This is a genomic window from Collinsella aerofaciens, assembly GCF_028209395.1.
In the GTDB taxonomy this organism is placed as follows: Bacteria; Actinomycetota; Coriobacteriia; order Coriobacteriales; family Coriobacteriaceae; genus Collinsella; species Collinsella aerofaciens_AZ.
This window is the reverse complement of sequence record NZ_JAQLDQ010000002.1, coordinates 167,664-182,095: the sequence shown is the minus strand read 5'-3', so window position 1 is coordinate 182,095 and position 14,432 is coordinate 167,664. Positions and strand designations below refer to the sequence as shown.

The following is a 14,432-nucleotide window of genomic DNA, read 5'->3' as shown; positions in this document are numbered from 1 at the left end:
ATCATGCTTCACTCTCAAATCAACGCGCATAAAGAAAGCCTCCCATTTCTCATGTCCAAGAAATGGGAGGCAGTTCACACGCGCTGCAGGGTCTTTTTGCATGTCATGTTTAGTTGTGGCCAACGCCTTAGAGAGCGGCGACGACCTCGATCTCGACCAGACCGCCAGCCGGAAGAGCGGCAACCTGGAAAGCGCTGCGCGCGGGGAACGGGGCCTCGAACTTGGAGGCGTAGATCTCGTTTACGGCAGCGAAGTCGGCAATGTCAGCCAGGTAGACTGTGGTCTTGACGACATCGGCAAAGGTGGCGCCGGCAGCGGTCAGCAGGGCCTCGACGTTAGCAAGGGACTGCTTAGCCTGGGCCTCGACGCCCTCGGGCATCTTGCCGGTTGCGGGGTCGATGCCCAGCTGGCCGGACAGGAACACCATGTTGCCGGTCTGGATGCCGGGGGAATACGGGCCGATGGCTGCGGGTGCATTATCGGAAGCCACGACGGTCTTGCTCATGTTTATCTCCTTACAAGTAAAAGGGAACGGGAGCGCGGCGTTCACACCGGGAGGCACAGTTCGGTCTGAACACCGCGCTTGATTGGGATAGTACTCAAGGTTTCCGCGCGATGCAAGATTATTATCACGTTGCGAGAATATTTTATCGCCCAACGGTTTCCCCGGACCGCTGAACGGTTCTCATGTGGAGCAGCCAGTCCAAGCTGCTGAAGACTTTATCCCGCTTGGAACGCGGGCATCGCCTGCCGCGACGGCACCACTATACTTTTGAGTATCTGAGCATTTTGAAAGGCAGGATATGACCGCAACCGCCAGTCGAACCACCAACCGCAGACCCGAGCTTTTGGCGCCCGCCGGAGGGCCCGAGCCCTTTGCCGCCGCACTCGCCGCCGGGGCAGACGCCATCTACTGCGGCATGGGCAGCTTCAACGCCCGCCGCAAGGCCACCAACTTTACCGACGAGGCCTTTGAGCAGGCCTGCCGCGCCGCGCATCTGGCCGGCTCGCGCGTCTACGTCACGGTCAACATCGTCATCAAGGAATCCGAGATGAGCGATGCGCTGCAGCTCATCCATCGCTGCTCCACGCTGGGCGCCGACGCCTTCATCATCCAGGACTGGGGCCTGTTCTTTGAGGTCAAACGCACGATGCCCAGCATCGAGACGCATATCTCGACCCAGGCGAACATCCACGACGACCGCGGAACCCTTTGGTGCCGCGAGCAGGGCGCCGACCGCGTGACCCTCTCGCGCGAGCTTTCCATCGACGAGATTGCCGCCATTCACGATGCCGCGCCCGATGTGGACCTTGAGGTCTTTAGCCATGGCGCCATCTGCTTTTGCTATTCGGGCCTGTGTCTGCTTTCGAGCTTTGCCATGGCGGGACGATCGGCCAACCGTGGCATGTGCGCCCAGCCCTGCCGCTTGCCCTACGAGCTGATCGACGAGAACGGTCGCTCGCTCTCCCCTGCCGGTCGCGAGCGCGCGCTGTGCCCGCGTGACACCAACACCTCGCAGCTTGTTCGCCGTCTGTATGACGCCGGCGCCGCGTCGCTCAAGCTCGAGGGCCGCATGAAGGCGCCCGATTACGTGTACTCCATCGTTGATGTGTATCGTCACGAAATTGACGACATGCTATCCGGAGCCACCGTTGCCAAGGACGAGGAAGCCGCCCGCCAGCGCCAGCTCAAGCGCTGCTTTAACCGCGACTTTACGCACGCCTATCAGGACGGTACCTCGGGTGACGAGATGATGAGTTACGAGCGCTCCAACAACCGCGGCCAGATCGTGGGCACGGTGCTCGGCAGCCACCTGGCCAACCGCGATGTGCGCGGGCTCAAGCCCGACGACCGCCGTCGCCGCGCCGCCATCGCCCGCATTGAGTTGTTTGAGCCCGTGGGCAAGGGCGACCTGCTGGAGCTTCGCCACGACGATGAGTTCGACCAGTTCCTGACCACCATCGCCGCCGATGATGCCGCTGCCGGCGATGTTATCGAGTGTCGCGTGCCCCGTAGCATGCCCGAGGGCTGCCGCGTGCGCGTGATTCGAAGCCAGCGCGCTATTGACGCTGCCAGCGCCGCGCTCAAGCGCGATGTGCTGCGCCGCCGAGCTGTTGATGTATCCGTCGTGGCGCGCCTGGGCAAGCCGTTTACTGTCACGCTCACCTGCTGTGACGACCCCGCGCTCACCGCCACCGCCACGGGCTTCACCGTCGAGGCCGCCAAGACCCGCGCCGTCGAGGCATCCGATCTGGTTGAGCACGTCGGGCGCATGGGCTCCTCTCCCTTTGAGGCCGCGAGCTTTGACGTGGCCCTCGACGAGAGTTGCGGCATGGGCTTTTCCGCCGTGCACAAGGTGCGCGCCGCCGCTTGTAAGGCGCTGGAAGAGGCCATTCTGGCACCGTACGAGGAGCGCGCCCGCACGCTCGAGCTACCGGCGATTGTCACCAATGATTCCCGCCCCGCGCCCGAGCACTACCGCGATGAGCCGCAGATCTGCGCTACCGTCACCTCGCTCGAGGCCGCCGAGGCCGCTCGCGCGGAGGGTGCAACGCGCATCTACATGACCACCGACGCGCTCGAGGCTGTCGGACTCTCCCCTGCCGATGCATTTGAGCAGGGTATTGTGCCCGCACTCGACGAGGTCTGCCGCGCCGTTGACCACGTCCGCGTTGACCCATGGGTTGTTGCCGGCGCCACGGTCGCTATTGGCAACATCTCTGAGCTTGCCCTGGCCGCCCAGGTTGGCGCCACGGCCGAGATTCGCTCTTGCCTGCCGGTGCACAACACGCCCTGCATGGAGGCGCTTGCCGAGCGCGGAGCCGGTGCGTTTTGGCTCTCGCCCGAGATCACGCTCGACGAGATTGTCTCGCTCGGCGCCGCCGCGCCCGCGGCTCTAGGCATCACCGTCTTTGGCCGCCCGCGCGTTATGACAAGCGAGCATTGCATTCTGCAGGTTGCCAACGGTTGCATCCACGATTGTGCCAGCTGCCGCCTGCGTGCCCGTAAGCTCTCGCTCAAGAATATCGACGGAAAGGTCATGCCGGTGCGTACCGACATCCACGGCCGCTCACGCTTGTACGACGCCTACCCCATCGACCTCACGCCGCAGGTACCACAGCTGCTCGACGCCGGCGTCCGTCGTCTTATGGTGGACGGCACACTGCTCGAGACGGATGAGGTGGGCCGCGCCACCGCTCGCGTCCGCCGCGCCGTCGAGGCAGCGCAAGCCGGCCGCAAGCCCGCCGCCCGCCTGCGCGGTGCCACCTCGGGCTGCATGTTTGTGGGAATCAGCTAACCGAAAGGCTTACACGTGAACGAAGAACCTCAAGTCCTCTACTGCGACGCCTGGCTCATGGCCATCGACAAGCCCGCCGGCATGATCGTCCACGGCGACGGCACCGGCGAGCGCACGCTCACCGACTACGCCAGCGACCTGCTGCTGGCGATGGGCGACGGCTTTGCCGCGACCGACATGCAGCCGCTCAACCGCTTGGACCGCGACACCACCGGCGTGGTGCTGTTCTCACTCGACAAGCAGACGCAGCCCGCCTTTGACCAGATGATTATCGACCACGCGTTCGAAAAGCACTACCTAGCGCTCGCCGAGGGCAAAATCGACTGGAACGAGAAGCTCATCGACAAGCCTATCGCCCGCGACCGCCACGATAGCCGCAAGATGCGCGTTGGCGCCAGCGGCAAGCCGTCTCAGACGCGCGTCAAGGTACTCAAGCGCCTTAAGAGCCGCCGTGGCCTGCCTACGCGCTCGTATATTGATGTCGAGCTGCTCACCGGCCGCAAGCACCAGATCCGCGTGCACCTGGCGAGCGAGCGCCATCCCCTGGTGGGCGACGACCTGTACGGGACGCCGCGTCCTTGTGGCCTCATGCTCCACGCCCACAGCGTGTCCTTTACGCATCCCGTAACCGGCGAGCACATCCACATCGAAGCCCCCTGCCCCTGGGAGCCCTAAAACCTGCCAAAAAGGGACAGGTTTATTTTGGCAGGTTTTATCCGGACAAACGTCAAAACCACCACAAAGGTTCCTGCCCCTTCGCGGTGGTTTTGGCCTTGCCCCGTCGCTAGACCGTGATGACGTTGTCCATTGCCCGGTACTTGGCGGGGACCTCGCCTGCGGTAATAATCGTTGCATCGCGGAAGTCCGCGAACTTGACGGGCGCCACCATGCCAAATTTACTGGCGTCCGAGATTACGAAGCGCTTGGCCGTATGGCGCATCGAGATACGCTTTACTTGCGCCTCCTCGATATCGGGCGCCGTGAAGCCCTGCTCGGCGGCAATGCCGTTAGAGCCCCAAAAGCCGCAGTTGAAGTTGTAACGGTCTAAGGTTGCCAAGGCATCGGGGCCAACGAGCGCCTCGGTCTCGGGTTTGAGCTCGCCGCCCAGCACCACGGTACGCATGCCGCGCAAAGCGAGATGCTGAGCATGGAGCACGGAATCAGTCACATAGGTGACACCTTCAAGGTGTGGAAGATGCTCGATGAGCCTGAGCGTCGTCGAGCCCGAGTCGATGTACACAAAGCTCTCGGGCTCCACCAGCGCCGCCGCACGGGCGCAGATACGTTCCTTGTCGTCGTTATGGAGATCGCTGCGCTCATTAAGCGTTAGGTCGCGCGTCACGTGCGCGCGCTCAAGGCTCGTCGCCCCACCGTGCACCTTGGCGATACGGTGTGCGCGATTGAGCGTCTGCAGGTCGCGCCGAATGGTAGACGCCGTCACGCCCAGGGCCTCAGCAAGCTCCGGTACGGTAACCGAGCCCGTCTGCTGCACCATCGACACGATTGCGTTGAGCCTATCTTCCGCAAGCATCGCTTACTCCTCCTCGGGGTACACGACTCCCCAATCGGCGCGAAGCTTGGTCATAAGCTCCATAACATCAGAAGTATAATCCAGAAGCTCGCGCTTGGAGTCGTCGCCGGCAACGGCCTTCTCAAGATCGGCCATCTCATAACACAGGGCGTAAGCCTCGGTGCCTGCGTGGACCTCCTCGCGGTGGCCGTCCGCAGTCCACACGATGGTCGCGTGATCGGCACGCGGATATTCGTTGACCTCGATGTAGCACTTATCAAAGCTGATGACCGAGCGCTTGGGCTGCTTGGAGTGAAGCGTAAGGCTCACGACGCCCAGCTGCTGCTCGGCATTGCGGCAGACGATGCCGCCCGCAACATCGACTCCAGTCTCGCAGGTGTTGCCTAGAGACACGACCTCGGCGGGCTGGCTCGCCATAAACAGGCGCATGACGGACAGGGCATACACACCAATATCGAGCATGGCACCGCCGGCAAGGTTGCGATTGTAGAAACGGTTGGTCAGGTCGCCGTACTCCTTGTAGCTACCAAAGTTGAGCTGAGCGAGGTTCATGCGGCCGAACTCGCCGGCATCCATGCGGCGACGCAGCTCTTGATACAAGGGCATGTGGAGCACCGTGGTAGCGTCCATAAGGACCACGTTGTGCTCGGCGGCAATGGCACGGGCCTCATCGAGTTCAGCGGAATTGAGGGTAATGGCCTTCTCGCAGAGCACGTGCTTGCCGGCTGCCAGGGCAGCGCGCAGATAGGTGATATGAGTGTTGTGCGGGGTAGTGATGTAGACGGCGTCGATGCCAGGATCGGCGTAGAGGTCCTCAACCGTGTCGTAGACCTTCTCGATGCCATACTGCTCGGCAAAAGCCTGAGCCTTGGACAGCGTACGGTTGGCGACGCCCGCAAGCTTGCGACCGGCAAGAGCAAGGGACTGAGCCATCTGGTTGGCGATAACGCCGCAACCGATGACGGCCCAATGGAGCTCGGGAGCCGTAAAAATATCGTCGGGGAACGGCTTGTCCTGGACCGAAGCGAACGCTGCTTTGGCGGCTGCCGCGGCGTCGATCGGAGCCTGCTTGGAATCTGCCATTATGTGCCTCCTGTGTCATAGAACGCCTTGCTTTCTGACAGCTCTATATTCGCACAAACACGCGCTTCTGTGCGCGTTTTTGCGTATCTCACCGCTAAACGGTCATTGTTGTCCCGAAAACGGCGCATCTATACGCATATTCACGCAATCCCACGCACGCAAATACGCACAAATGCGAACCGGTCATTGCTCAGAGACAGGGGCTTATGCTTAGAACTCAAAAGACAGGATGATCCGCTTCGCCTCGTCGCTCATGGCGCGCTGCAGCTCTAAGGACCGTCCCAAACTGCCGACAGAAAAGGAACGTTCCAAACTGCAGACAGAAAAAGAACGTCCCCAGGCGCCGGCATTTCAAGAGTACTCATTTAAGTCTGTCCCCAATGAGTGGGAGTAATCAGAGACCCTTTGCGAGGGAGGCCGGACGTGGCCTTCCTCGTTTTTATTCATGGACTTTAGTCCGTGCCGCGCGGCACGCGCGGCATAGAAAGCCACCCGCTCAGCGGGTGGAGGCCAATTTCCGTTACGCGACAAAAACCTTCCCCCTAGCATGAGGATTGTTCAGGTCATCATACTAGGGGGAGGTGATTGCTGTGGCCCAGAAAGCCAACAGCCTCGCGTACACGAAATGGCTGTGCAAGTACCGCATCGCACCGAGGTCAAGCTCATCGCCGCCATCGTCGAGAAGCACCCCAAGGTGCGCTTTGCCGCGAGCCGCACCTCGGCCCACGCCGACCTCTACGACCGCATGGAGCAGGCCCTGTGCGAGCGCGTGGCCAACGCGGTGGAGGTCGTCCGCTCCGACATCAGCCCCGCGCTTCTTGTCCACACCGGTCCAAACCTCGTGGGTGTGGCGGTCCAGGGACTCTAGCGGAGGCGGGGCGTCCTGCCCCAAAAACAAATGCAAAAGACGAGCACTTCTTGCCGCTCAATTGGCAAGAAGCGCTCGTCTTTTCTTAACGCGTTGTATGGCGGAGAGAGCGCAAGTTACGCGAGCGCCCTTCTTGCCAGCTCGGCCGCGCCGAGGATTCCTTGGTCGCCGCCGCAGCCCGGGGCGCAGATGTAGCTCTCCATGTCCTTAAGCTCGGCGGTCTGGATGTAGCCACCCAGATATTCGAGGGTCTTCTTGCGGACGATGCCGTAGAGCTGCTCCTGGTGCATCACGCCGCCGCCGAGGACGATGCGGCGAGGCGAGTACATGAGCACGAGGTTCGCACACATCTGCCCCAGATAATCCCCCTCGAGCGCCCACACCTCATCGTTATCCGCGAGCTCGGCCGCGGGCTTTCCCCAGCGCGCGGCGATGGCGGGGCCGGAGGCGAGCCCCTCGAGACAGCTCGCGTGGCTCGGGCAGACGCAGCGTCCCTCCTCGATGGGACGGGTCCTTACCAGCATGTGACCGGCCTCGGGGTGCAGCATGCCGTGAAGGAGTCTGCCCGCGCACATGACGCCCGCGCCCACGCCGGTGCCGATGGTCACGTAGACGGCGTCCTCGAGCCCCTTGCAGCAGCCGAAGACCACTTCGCCGAGGCAGGCAACGTTCACGTCCGTGTCGTAGGCCACCGGAATCCCGAGGGCGTCGGCGAACGCGGCGCGAAGACCATGGCCTCGCCACGCGAGCTTGGGCGTCTGGAGGATGGAGCCGTAGCGCTCGTCGTTGGGGTTGACGCAGGTCGGGCCGAAGGCGCCGATGCCCAACGCGTCCACATCGCGGGCGGTGAACCACTCGATCATCTGCGGGACGGTCTCGGCGGGCGTAAGCGTCGGGGTCTCCATACGGTCGAGGACCTCGCCGTCGCCGGACACCACGGCACAGACCATCTTGGTCCCGCCGGCTTCGAGGGCGCCGAGCCTCATTTGCTTTTCGCTCATGTGATCCTCCTTACAAAGGGACGCCCGCAGTCATGGTCAACCGCGGGCGCCCATAACGTTGGCTTGTTTCGAGGCGACCCTACCTGGGCACGCGGTCCTGCCTTGCGGCAAACGGGGCGAGCACGGCGTGCGGCTCGCTTTGGTACCAGTAGGCGACGGTGGAGATGTCGTCCTCGCGCTCGTAGAGCTTGATGTCGTCGTTGCCGAGGTCCTGGAACGTCACGCGCAGGTCCTCCTTGAACGAGATCGGGTCGGGAAGGTGCCACCTGTAGAGGCCGTGCCTGGGCAGCGCGTCGTCGTTAGTCGCGAGCATCGGATTCGGGTTCGGCTTGCCCGCGCTGAAGCGGTCGCGCGTGGCGTCGCGCGTCGAGCGGTACGGGTAGCCGGCGAACAGCGTGTTGAAGCACTGCGCCTCGGGCAGCGCGTGGGGCGGCCTGTCGAGGAAGGCCCAGGCACCGCCGAAGTAGTCCTCGGCTCCCGTCGAGGTGACCGTGGGGAACTCCTCGTCGCCGTCGAGGAAGAACTTCATCTCGCCCTCGCCCCACCAATAGCGCTCCAGGGCGCACAGGGCCATGTAGGTGCCGACGTAGTAGCCCTTGCCGCGCACGCCGTCGAGCACGGTGTAGTCGACGCCCCTGCGGGTGCTGCGCTCGCGGTTAAAGCGGGCGTGGAAGTACATGGCGTCGTCCGGCACGTCGGTGAGCGCGTAGTTGAACGTGTAGAAGATGTACTTAATGAACCCGGGGTGCTCGCTCGTAAGCGTGACCTTGGCGTGCTTCCTGAAGGGCATCTCGAAGTAGCAGTTCATGCCGCCCGTCGGGTTCACGCAGATGGGCATCGAGTTGACGATGGCGCGCTCACCGAAGCCGTTGCAGAAGAAGTCGCCGACAGGGCACTCGACCGAGGGGGTCTCCTCGTCGTCCCAGTAGAAGCGCAGCACGAGGTCACGCATGACGAAGCTGCCGGCGGCGGTCTTGTCGGGGACGGTCATCCAGATGTGGCGGATGATGCCGGGTCCCTCGATGTCCGCGAGCGTGATGGTCTCGCCGGACTCAAGGGGCACGCAGCACGAGCCCTTGCGGCCGACGCCGAGGTGGCTGGCCGACATGGCGGCGCGGCCCTTCTCGCCCGTGATGTTCTCGGGGGTGATGGCGCGGCTTTCCTCACCGCCGTGCATCCACACGTCCTTAAGGAACTCTCTCATCGTCGACCTCCTCTATTCGTCGTCGTCGCACTCGGCGGAACTGGCACCGTTCACGTAGATGATCTGCTGGCGCGCCTCGTTGACGAGGGCGTCGAAGTCGAGTTTCTCGTCGGGGCGCGCGAGCGCGACCGTCATGGCGAGCGGGAGGTTGACACCCGCGATCACGTGGATCCGGTCGGAGGCGAAGCGGGAAAAGCGCTGGTTCACGCTGCCGCCGTACGCGTCGGTGAGGACGACGACCTCGTCAGTGCCCGAAAGAGCCGCCTCGACCGCCGCGTCGAGCCCCTCGCCGTTGTCGTTCACGTAGGCGCACACGGCGTTGACGGCGTCGCCCTTACCCGTAAGGAACTCGAGGGTGTCCTTGAAGCCCTGGGCGAGAAGGGAATGGCTCGCCACAACTATCTTTCTCATTGATTCACCAATCTCTTGGGTCGAAGCTAGGCGAGGATGCCGGCGGCGGAGGCGACCATCGCGAGGACGATCACCACGAGGATGAGGGCCGTCATGCTCGCGTTCTTCTTGGTAAGAAGGTAATACGCGCTTCCCGTGATGGCGGCGGGGATCATGGCAGGCAGGATCTTGTCGAGCAGCGGCTGAATCTCCATCGCGACTTCGCCGAAGCTGAAGCTAATCGGGCAGGTGACGCCGATGACCGAGGCGATGAGGCAGCCGACCACGGTGAGGCCGAGCACGGAGGCGGCGGCAGTGAGGTTGGGAAGCTTCTCGCTGAAGTCGGTGACGAGCTTCACGCCCTGCTTGTAGCCGAACTCGAGGGCGTGCATGCGGACCCAGAAGATGGCCAGGATGAGCGCGAACCAGATGCCGGCTCCCACGGGGTTGCCCTCGATGGCCATGTAGGCGGCGATGGAGCCCATGATGGTCGGGATCATGGTCATGAGCAGGGAGTCGCCGACGCCGGCGAGCGGTCCCATGGTGCCGATCTTCAGGTCTTGGACGGCGTCCGCCGCCGCTAGGCCGTCGCGCTCCTCCATGGCCACGCAGGCGCCAAGGATGATGGCGGCGAGCCAAGGCTGGGTGTTGTAGTAGCGGAAGTGGTTGTTGAGCGCTTGCTTATAGTCCTCGTCGTTCGTGTAGATCTTCCTCAGGACCGGCGAGAGGGCGTAAGCGACTGAGGCGCCCTGCTGGGTCTGGTAGTTGAAGGTGCACACGCTCATGAGCCAGCGCCAGTTCGCGTTGCGCAGGTCCTTCTTGGTGACCTTGTAGCCGGAGGGCTTGCCCTCAGCGACGGCGGTGATGTTCTCGTTTTCCATGGTTACTCATCCTCTCCGATGAAGGCGTCTGCGGAAGCGTGGGCGGCGAGCTCGGTGTCCCTCTCGGCACGCTGGTAGAACGCAATCGCGAGGGCAACGCCGACGATGGCGGCGCCGATGATGGGCACGTTCAGGAAGGCCGAGAGGAAGAAGCCGGCGAGCAGGTACTGGAAGTACTTGGCGGTTGGCATGTAGCGGAGCAGCATGGCGATACCGACGGCCGGGAGCATCTTGCCGGCGAGGGTGAGGCCGGAGAGGAACCACTGGGGCATGACCTCGAGGAGCCAGTTGACGGCGGGCTGGCCGAGCGTCACGGAGACAAAGACGGGCAGGGCGGCGCACAGGCCGAAGAGCGCGGGGCAGACCCACAGGATGGCGTTCATCTGATTGAACTTACCCTCGTTGCAGAACTTCTGGGACTTCTCGACGACAAAGCCGTTGAGGATCTTGGCGACGACGTCGAGCTGGATGCCGAGCATGCCGACCGGCAGGCCGATGGCGAGGCCCGTGTCGGAGCCCAGGGTCACGCCGTAGGCGGTGGCTATGATGGCCATCGTGCCGTAGTCGGGAATGGAGGAGCCGCCGAAGCCCGCGACGCCGAGCTGCATGAGCTGAATGGTGCCGCCGATGACAAGGCCGGTCTTCCAGTCGCCCATGACGACTCCGGTGATGAGGCCCCAGAAAACGGCGTAATTGACGAAGATCATCGGGATGCCGTAGTAGTCCACGTGCTTGATGAAGGCCAGCAGGGTCAAAAGGACGACCTGCAGGATAGTGAAGTTGACCATATTTCCCCCTTAGATGAGGTCTGCGACGGAGACGGGCTTGTCGGCGGGCACGAACTGGGCCGTCACCTTGACGCCACGGGCGATGAGCGCCTTGTAGCTCTGGACGTTCTCGGCGGAGGCGTAGGCGCGCTGGGTGAGCTGGATGCCGTCCTCCTTGACGAGCGAGCCGCCGACGACCAGCGACGGGAGCTCGACGCCCGACTCGACCAGGCGAAGCATCGTCTCGGGCTCCTTGGCGATGACGAAGACCTTCTCGCGGTCGTACTTGCCCGCGGCGAAGTTCTTGAGCGCGGTCTGCTCGGAGATGATCGAAACGGCCATGCCCGCGGGGCGCGCCATCCTCATGGTGGACTTCAGGACCTCGTCGCCGGCGACCTTGTCGTCGATGACCATGACTCGGGTCGCGCCCGACACCGGGGCCCACTGCGTCACGATGATGCCGTGAAGCAGGCGATTGTCGATTCGTGCCATAACAACACTCATGTTTGCTCCTATCAAATGAAGTTTTGCGTTCGGTACTGCCTCGGCGCTATCCGGATTCGCGCCGGGCAAGGGGTTATCGGATTATTGAGGACGCGCGGTCAGCTTGCGGCGGCGCGGGGAAGGTCACTCGTCGAGCAGGAGGTCCGAGGAGCCGAGGCGCTCTTCTCGCGCCGGGGCGGCGCTCACGCTTATGTAGTCGAAGACATATGCGATCTCGCTTACGGGAACCTCTACGCGATAGCGCGTCGAGATGCTCGAGAAGCTCTGCCTGAAGGACTCGATGAAATCGGCGCGTTCCTCCTCGAAGCGGTCCTGGCCAACGTAGGTCTCAATGGGGTTTCTGGTAACAAGGCGCTCGACGAGACAGCAGAGGTGAACGTAGAGCCCAATGATGGCGTTGCTGCCGATCTTCTCGCCTGTCCTGCGCTGAAGCTCGTGCACGGCGCTCTCGATCTCATGGAATAGCCGCTCCGGGTCGAGGATGGTGATGGAGCGGATGACGTTCTGCAGCGTCATGTTCGAGAGCAGCTTCTCGTGGAAAGAAGAGAGCTCGGAAGCGTCAAGCCACCTGCCGAACACGGCATCAACCTTAGAGGCGGACGCCGTCGACATGATGTCCTCGAGGGCGACGAAGGGGACGGAGGCGACCCCGGGGTCTCCCGTGCCGATGACGGCGCAGACGCGGTGCTCGGAGAAAACGGCGTCGTTCGACCCGTTCGCGACGAGCTGCTTGAAGGGCCTCGTGAGCAGGCGCGCGCCTATGGTGCGCGGGAGGCTCTGCGAGACGAGCTGGCGTATCCTCTCCGCGGCGTCGACCCCGGACTCGGAGCAGAAGACGATGGCGTCCTCACGGTTGACGCGCTCGATCACCTTGCAGTGCGTCACGCACGCGGCGGTCGCATCGCCAAGAACCTCGGCGATGGACTTGCCGCCGAGCAGCCCGACCCCGATCTCGAGCGCAAGACCGGTAGAGACGTTGTTCACCACGCCGATAGTGGAGTCGGTAACGTTCTCGAGGGCCTTATAGGCCTCCTCCAAGGAGCCCATGTCGACGAGGAACACGACCCCGGTGCAGTAGGAATGGCGGTCGACGAGGCGCTGGAGCGGACCGACGATGTCCTTCAGCTGCTGGTCGTAGGGCATGTCGACAGCCTCGTACACATGCATGCCGAGCATACGGTTCGCCGCGTCGGCGATGCTCGTCGCCGTTGAGTAGCCGTGGGACAAGATGACGCAGAGCGTCCGAAGGGCCTTCGCATCGCGAGACTCCGATGCGACGCACAGCGTCAGAAGCGTCTTCGTGAAGTGATCGAGCGAGATTCCCAGCGCCCCTTCCACGTCTGCGGCGACCTGATCGGAGACACTCGAGGCAAACGGCAATTCGGAGGTCACGGCACCGAGGAGATGGGAGATTTGCTCCGCACAGGCAGACTTTCGCTTAGCCAGGCCGATACCCGGCCACAACTGCAGGCAAATCTCCTGGGCCAGTAGAAAAGCGACCTTCCTCGAAAGCTCGATGCCATAAGAAGAGCCTGCGTCGGCAAGGACCGCGCCCACGACGCGCTCGAAGGCGCGCGACCTCGAGGAGGCGACGCCGTGGTCGAAGATCAAGTGATCCTCAACGCCGCGCACAGCGGAGACAGCTTGCGAGACAAGCTCGGAGACAGAGAGCTCCCCGGCGCAGAATCGCTCATCGAGGGAGCACAGGGCATCGAGCGCCTGCTCGACCGGCCCTGTGCTCTCGGCGGCATCCAGAGACGCGTCGATCAGAACGCCATCGTCGGGCTGTTGATCGATCTGCGCGGAGGAGAGGAGCCCGCTGGGAAGAAGATACGGGCGAACGACGACGTAGTCGCCCTCGCGATTGAGGAACGCTTTGGCGCAGCAGTTCGTCACGCAGGCGCGCAAGCCGGCGATGTTATCGGAAAAGTCCGCGTTCACGAGGCAACGGTATGCGCCGCGGCTGATCTTCACATCAGAACCGATTCGGCACCCCTCGCTGCGCAGGAAGCTCAAGATGAGATCCTCGCGCTCCTCGGGGGTCCGCTCCTTGAGTGAGGGGACGCGGGCACAGATGGGCATTTTGCTGTAGGCCGAGGAAACCTTCAGGTCATCGGCGGAAAGCGTCGTCGAAAGAACGAGGCGAGCGCGCGGCGCATCCTGGGAGGCATCGAGCCCGAGGGCCGTCGCAAGGCAGTGCTCCATCGCAGAGGGAGAGAGTGCCTCGATGCCGTTGACAAAGACCACACCCCCGCGCGCTTTCGCGATCGACTCGTCAAGAAGCCCGTTGAACGAGGCGGCGTCCGGGACCCCGGCGCAGTCGATGCGCACATAGGAGGAGTCGCGGGACAGCAAGCCCTGGTTCTTGCCGTACTCGTACACAAGGCGAGAAAGGAAAGACTTACCGACACCCACGCCGCCGCTCAAGAGGATGGGCAGGCCAAACGGAGGGTACTGAACCGCAGCCTTGCACTGCTCGACAACGGAGCTGAGGCTCATGTCGAAGCCCACGGCACGCGCGAAGTCGCGGTGATCGGCGATTCCCGTCGCCTGGATGAGGTCGGCGAGCGAGGCGTACTCGCTTGCAGAGAGCTTTACCTGAAAACGCTTCTGGAACGCGCGGCGATGAAAATAACGGACAGGCCTGCCCGCCACCTTAACCACAAGACCGGCGCGAACAAGGTCGTTGAGGTACTGGCTCGCCAGGCTCCTGGAGATGATGAGTGTCTCGGCGATGTCGGAGGTGGACAGACGGGCAAGGTCGTCGAGCGAGACGGCAGAGGTGAGGGCCTCGAGATGCTCGAGAATCCTGTCCCTCATGTCGACGGGTTTCTTTGCCAAGCTGTCCTGTGTGGTCTTGTCCATGACTTCTTACCTCCTCGTACAAGGAGTATAAGGGGAGAA

13 protein-coding genes are annotated in these 14,432 nt (G+C 63.0%); 3 read left to right on the top strand and 10 right to left on the bottom strand.

The features are described 5' to 3' along the window. Positions 1-127 precede the first annotated feature (127 nt). Entirely contained in the window at positions 128-505 is a 378-nt protein-coding gene (locus PMW67_RS02105; RefSeq protein ID WP_271738614.1) for a Rid family detoxifying hydrolase, read from the bottom strand. A 298-nt stretch (positions 506-803) separates the two neighbouring features. Here PMW67_RS02105 and PMW67_RS02100 point away from each other — a divergent pair, with 298 nt between their 5' ends. Both PMW67_RS02100 and PMW67_RS02095 read left to right on the top strand, forming a co-directional pair. Further along, a complete protein-coding gene (locus PMW67_RS02100) occupies positions 804-3,299 on the top strand; it encodes a U32 family peptidase (RefSeq protein ID WP_271738613.1) in 2,496 nt (831 codons plus the stop codon). Positions 3,300-3,314: 15 nt separating this feature from the next. Then, positions 3,315-3,974, top strand: coding sequence for an RluA family pseudouridine synthase (locus PMW67_RS02095; protein WP_231501551.1), 660 nt, complete (start codon positions 3,315-3,317; stop codon positions 3,972-3,974). 109 nt (positions 3,975-4,083) lie between these two features. Here the strand turns inward: PMW67_RS02095 and PMW67_RS02090 are convergent, their stop codons facing one another. Further along, positions 4,084-4,830, bottom strand: a complete 747-nt coding sequence (locus PMW67_RS02090) for a DeoR/GlpR family DNA-binding transcription regulator (protein WP_117862206.1) — start codon at positions 4,828-4,830, stop codon at positions 4,084-4,086. A gap of 3 nt (positions 4,831-4,833) precedes the next feature. Beyond that, entirely contained in the window at positions 4,834-5,913 is a 1,080-nt protein-coding gene (locus PMW67_RS02085) for a Gfo/Idh/MocA family protein (RefSeq protein WP_117773428.1), read from the bottom strand. A 625-nt stretch (positions 5,914-6,538) separates the two neighbouring features. On the opposite strand from PMW67_RS02085, the gene PMW67_RS02080 reads away from it, so the two are divergent. Beyond that, on the top strand, positions 6,539-6,781 hold the full coding sequence (locus tag PMW67_RS02080) for a hypothetical protein (RefSeq protein ID WP_117843679.1): 243 nt from the start codon (positions 6,539-6,541) through the stop codon (positions 6,779-6,781). Positions 6,782-6,897: 116 nt separating this feature from the next. Here the strand turns inward: PMW67_RS02080 and PMW67_RS02075 are convergent, their stop codons facing one another. The 7 genes from PMW67_RS02075 to PMW67_RS02045 form a co-directional block, all read right to left on the bottom strand. Beyond that, entirely contained in the window at positions 6,898-7,782 is an 885-nt protein-coding gene (locus PMW67_RS02075; protein WP_197032144.1) for an ROK family protein, read from the bottom strand. 79 nt (positions 7,783-7,861) lie between these two features. Then, positions 7,862-8,986, bottom strand: a complete 1,125-nt coding sequence (locus tag PMW67_RS02070; RefSeq protein ID WP_172676343.1) for a glycoside hydrolase family 172 protein — start codon at positions 8,984-8,986, stop codon at positions 7,862-7,864. 12 nt (positions 8,987-8,998) lie between these two features. Then, positions 8,999-9,397: a PTS sugar transporter subunit IIA gene (locus PMW67_RS02065; RefSeq protein ID WP_089572475.1), complete on the bottom strand. Its 399-nt coding sequence runs from the start codon at positions 9,395-9,397 to the stop codon at positions 8,999-9,001. A 26-nt stretch (positions 9,398-9,423) separates the two neighbouring features. Continuing rightward, entirely contained in the window at positions 9,424-10,257 is an 834-nt protein-coding gene (locus PMW67_RS02060; protein ID WP_117773430.1) for a PTS system mannose/fructose/sorbose family transporter subunit IID, read from the bottom strand. A gap of 2 nt (positions 10,258-10,259) precedes the next feature. Next, positions 10,260-11,045, bottom strand: coding sequence for a PTS mannose/fructose/sorbose/N-acetylgalactosamine transporter subunit IIC (locus PMW67_RS02055; protein ID WP_089572477.1), 786 nt, complete (start codon positions 11,043-11,045; stop codon positions 10,260-10,262). A gap of 9 nt (positions 11,046-11,054) precedes the next feature. Beyond that, positions 11,055-11,528 (bottom strand): PTS sugar transporter subunit IIB, encoded by a 474-nt coding sequence (locus PMW67_RS02050; protein ID WP_089572478.1) that lies wholly within the window; start codon positions 11,526-11,528, stop codon positions 11,055-11,057. 123 nt (positions 11,529-11,651) lie between these two features. After that, positions 11,652-14,393 carry a PRD domain-containing protein gene (locus PMW67_RS02045; protein ID WP_117736585.1) on the bottom strand — a complete coding sequence of 914 codons (2,742 nt, stop codon included), beginning with the start codon at positions 14,391-14,393 and terminating at the stop codon, positions 11,652-11,654. Positions 14,394-14,432 lie beyond the last annotated feature (39 nt).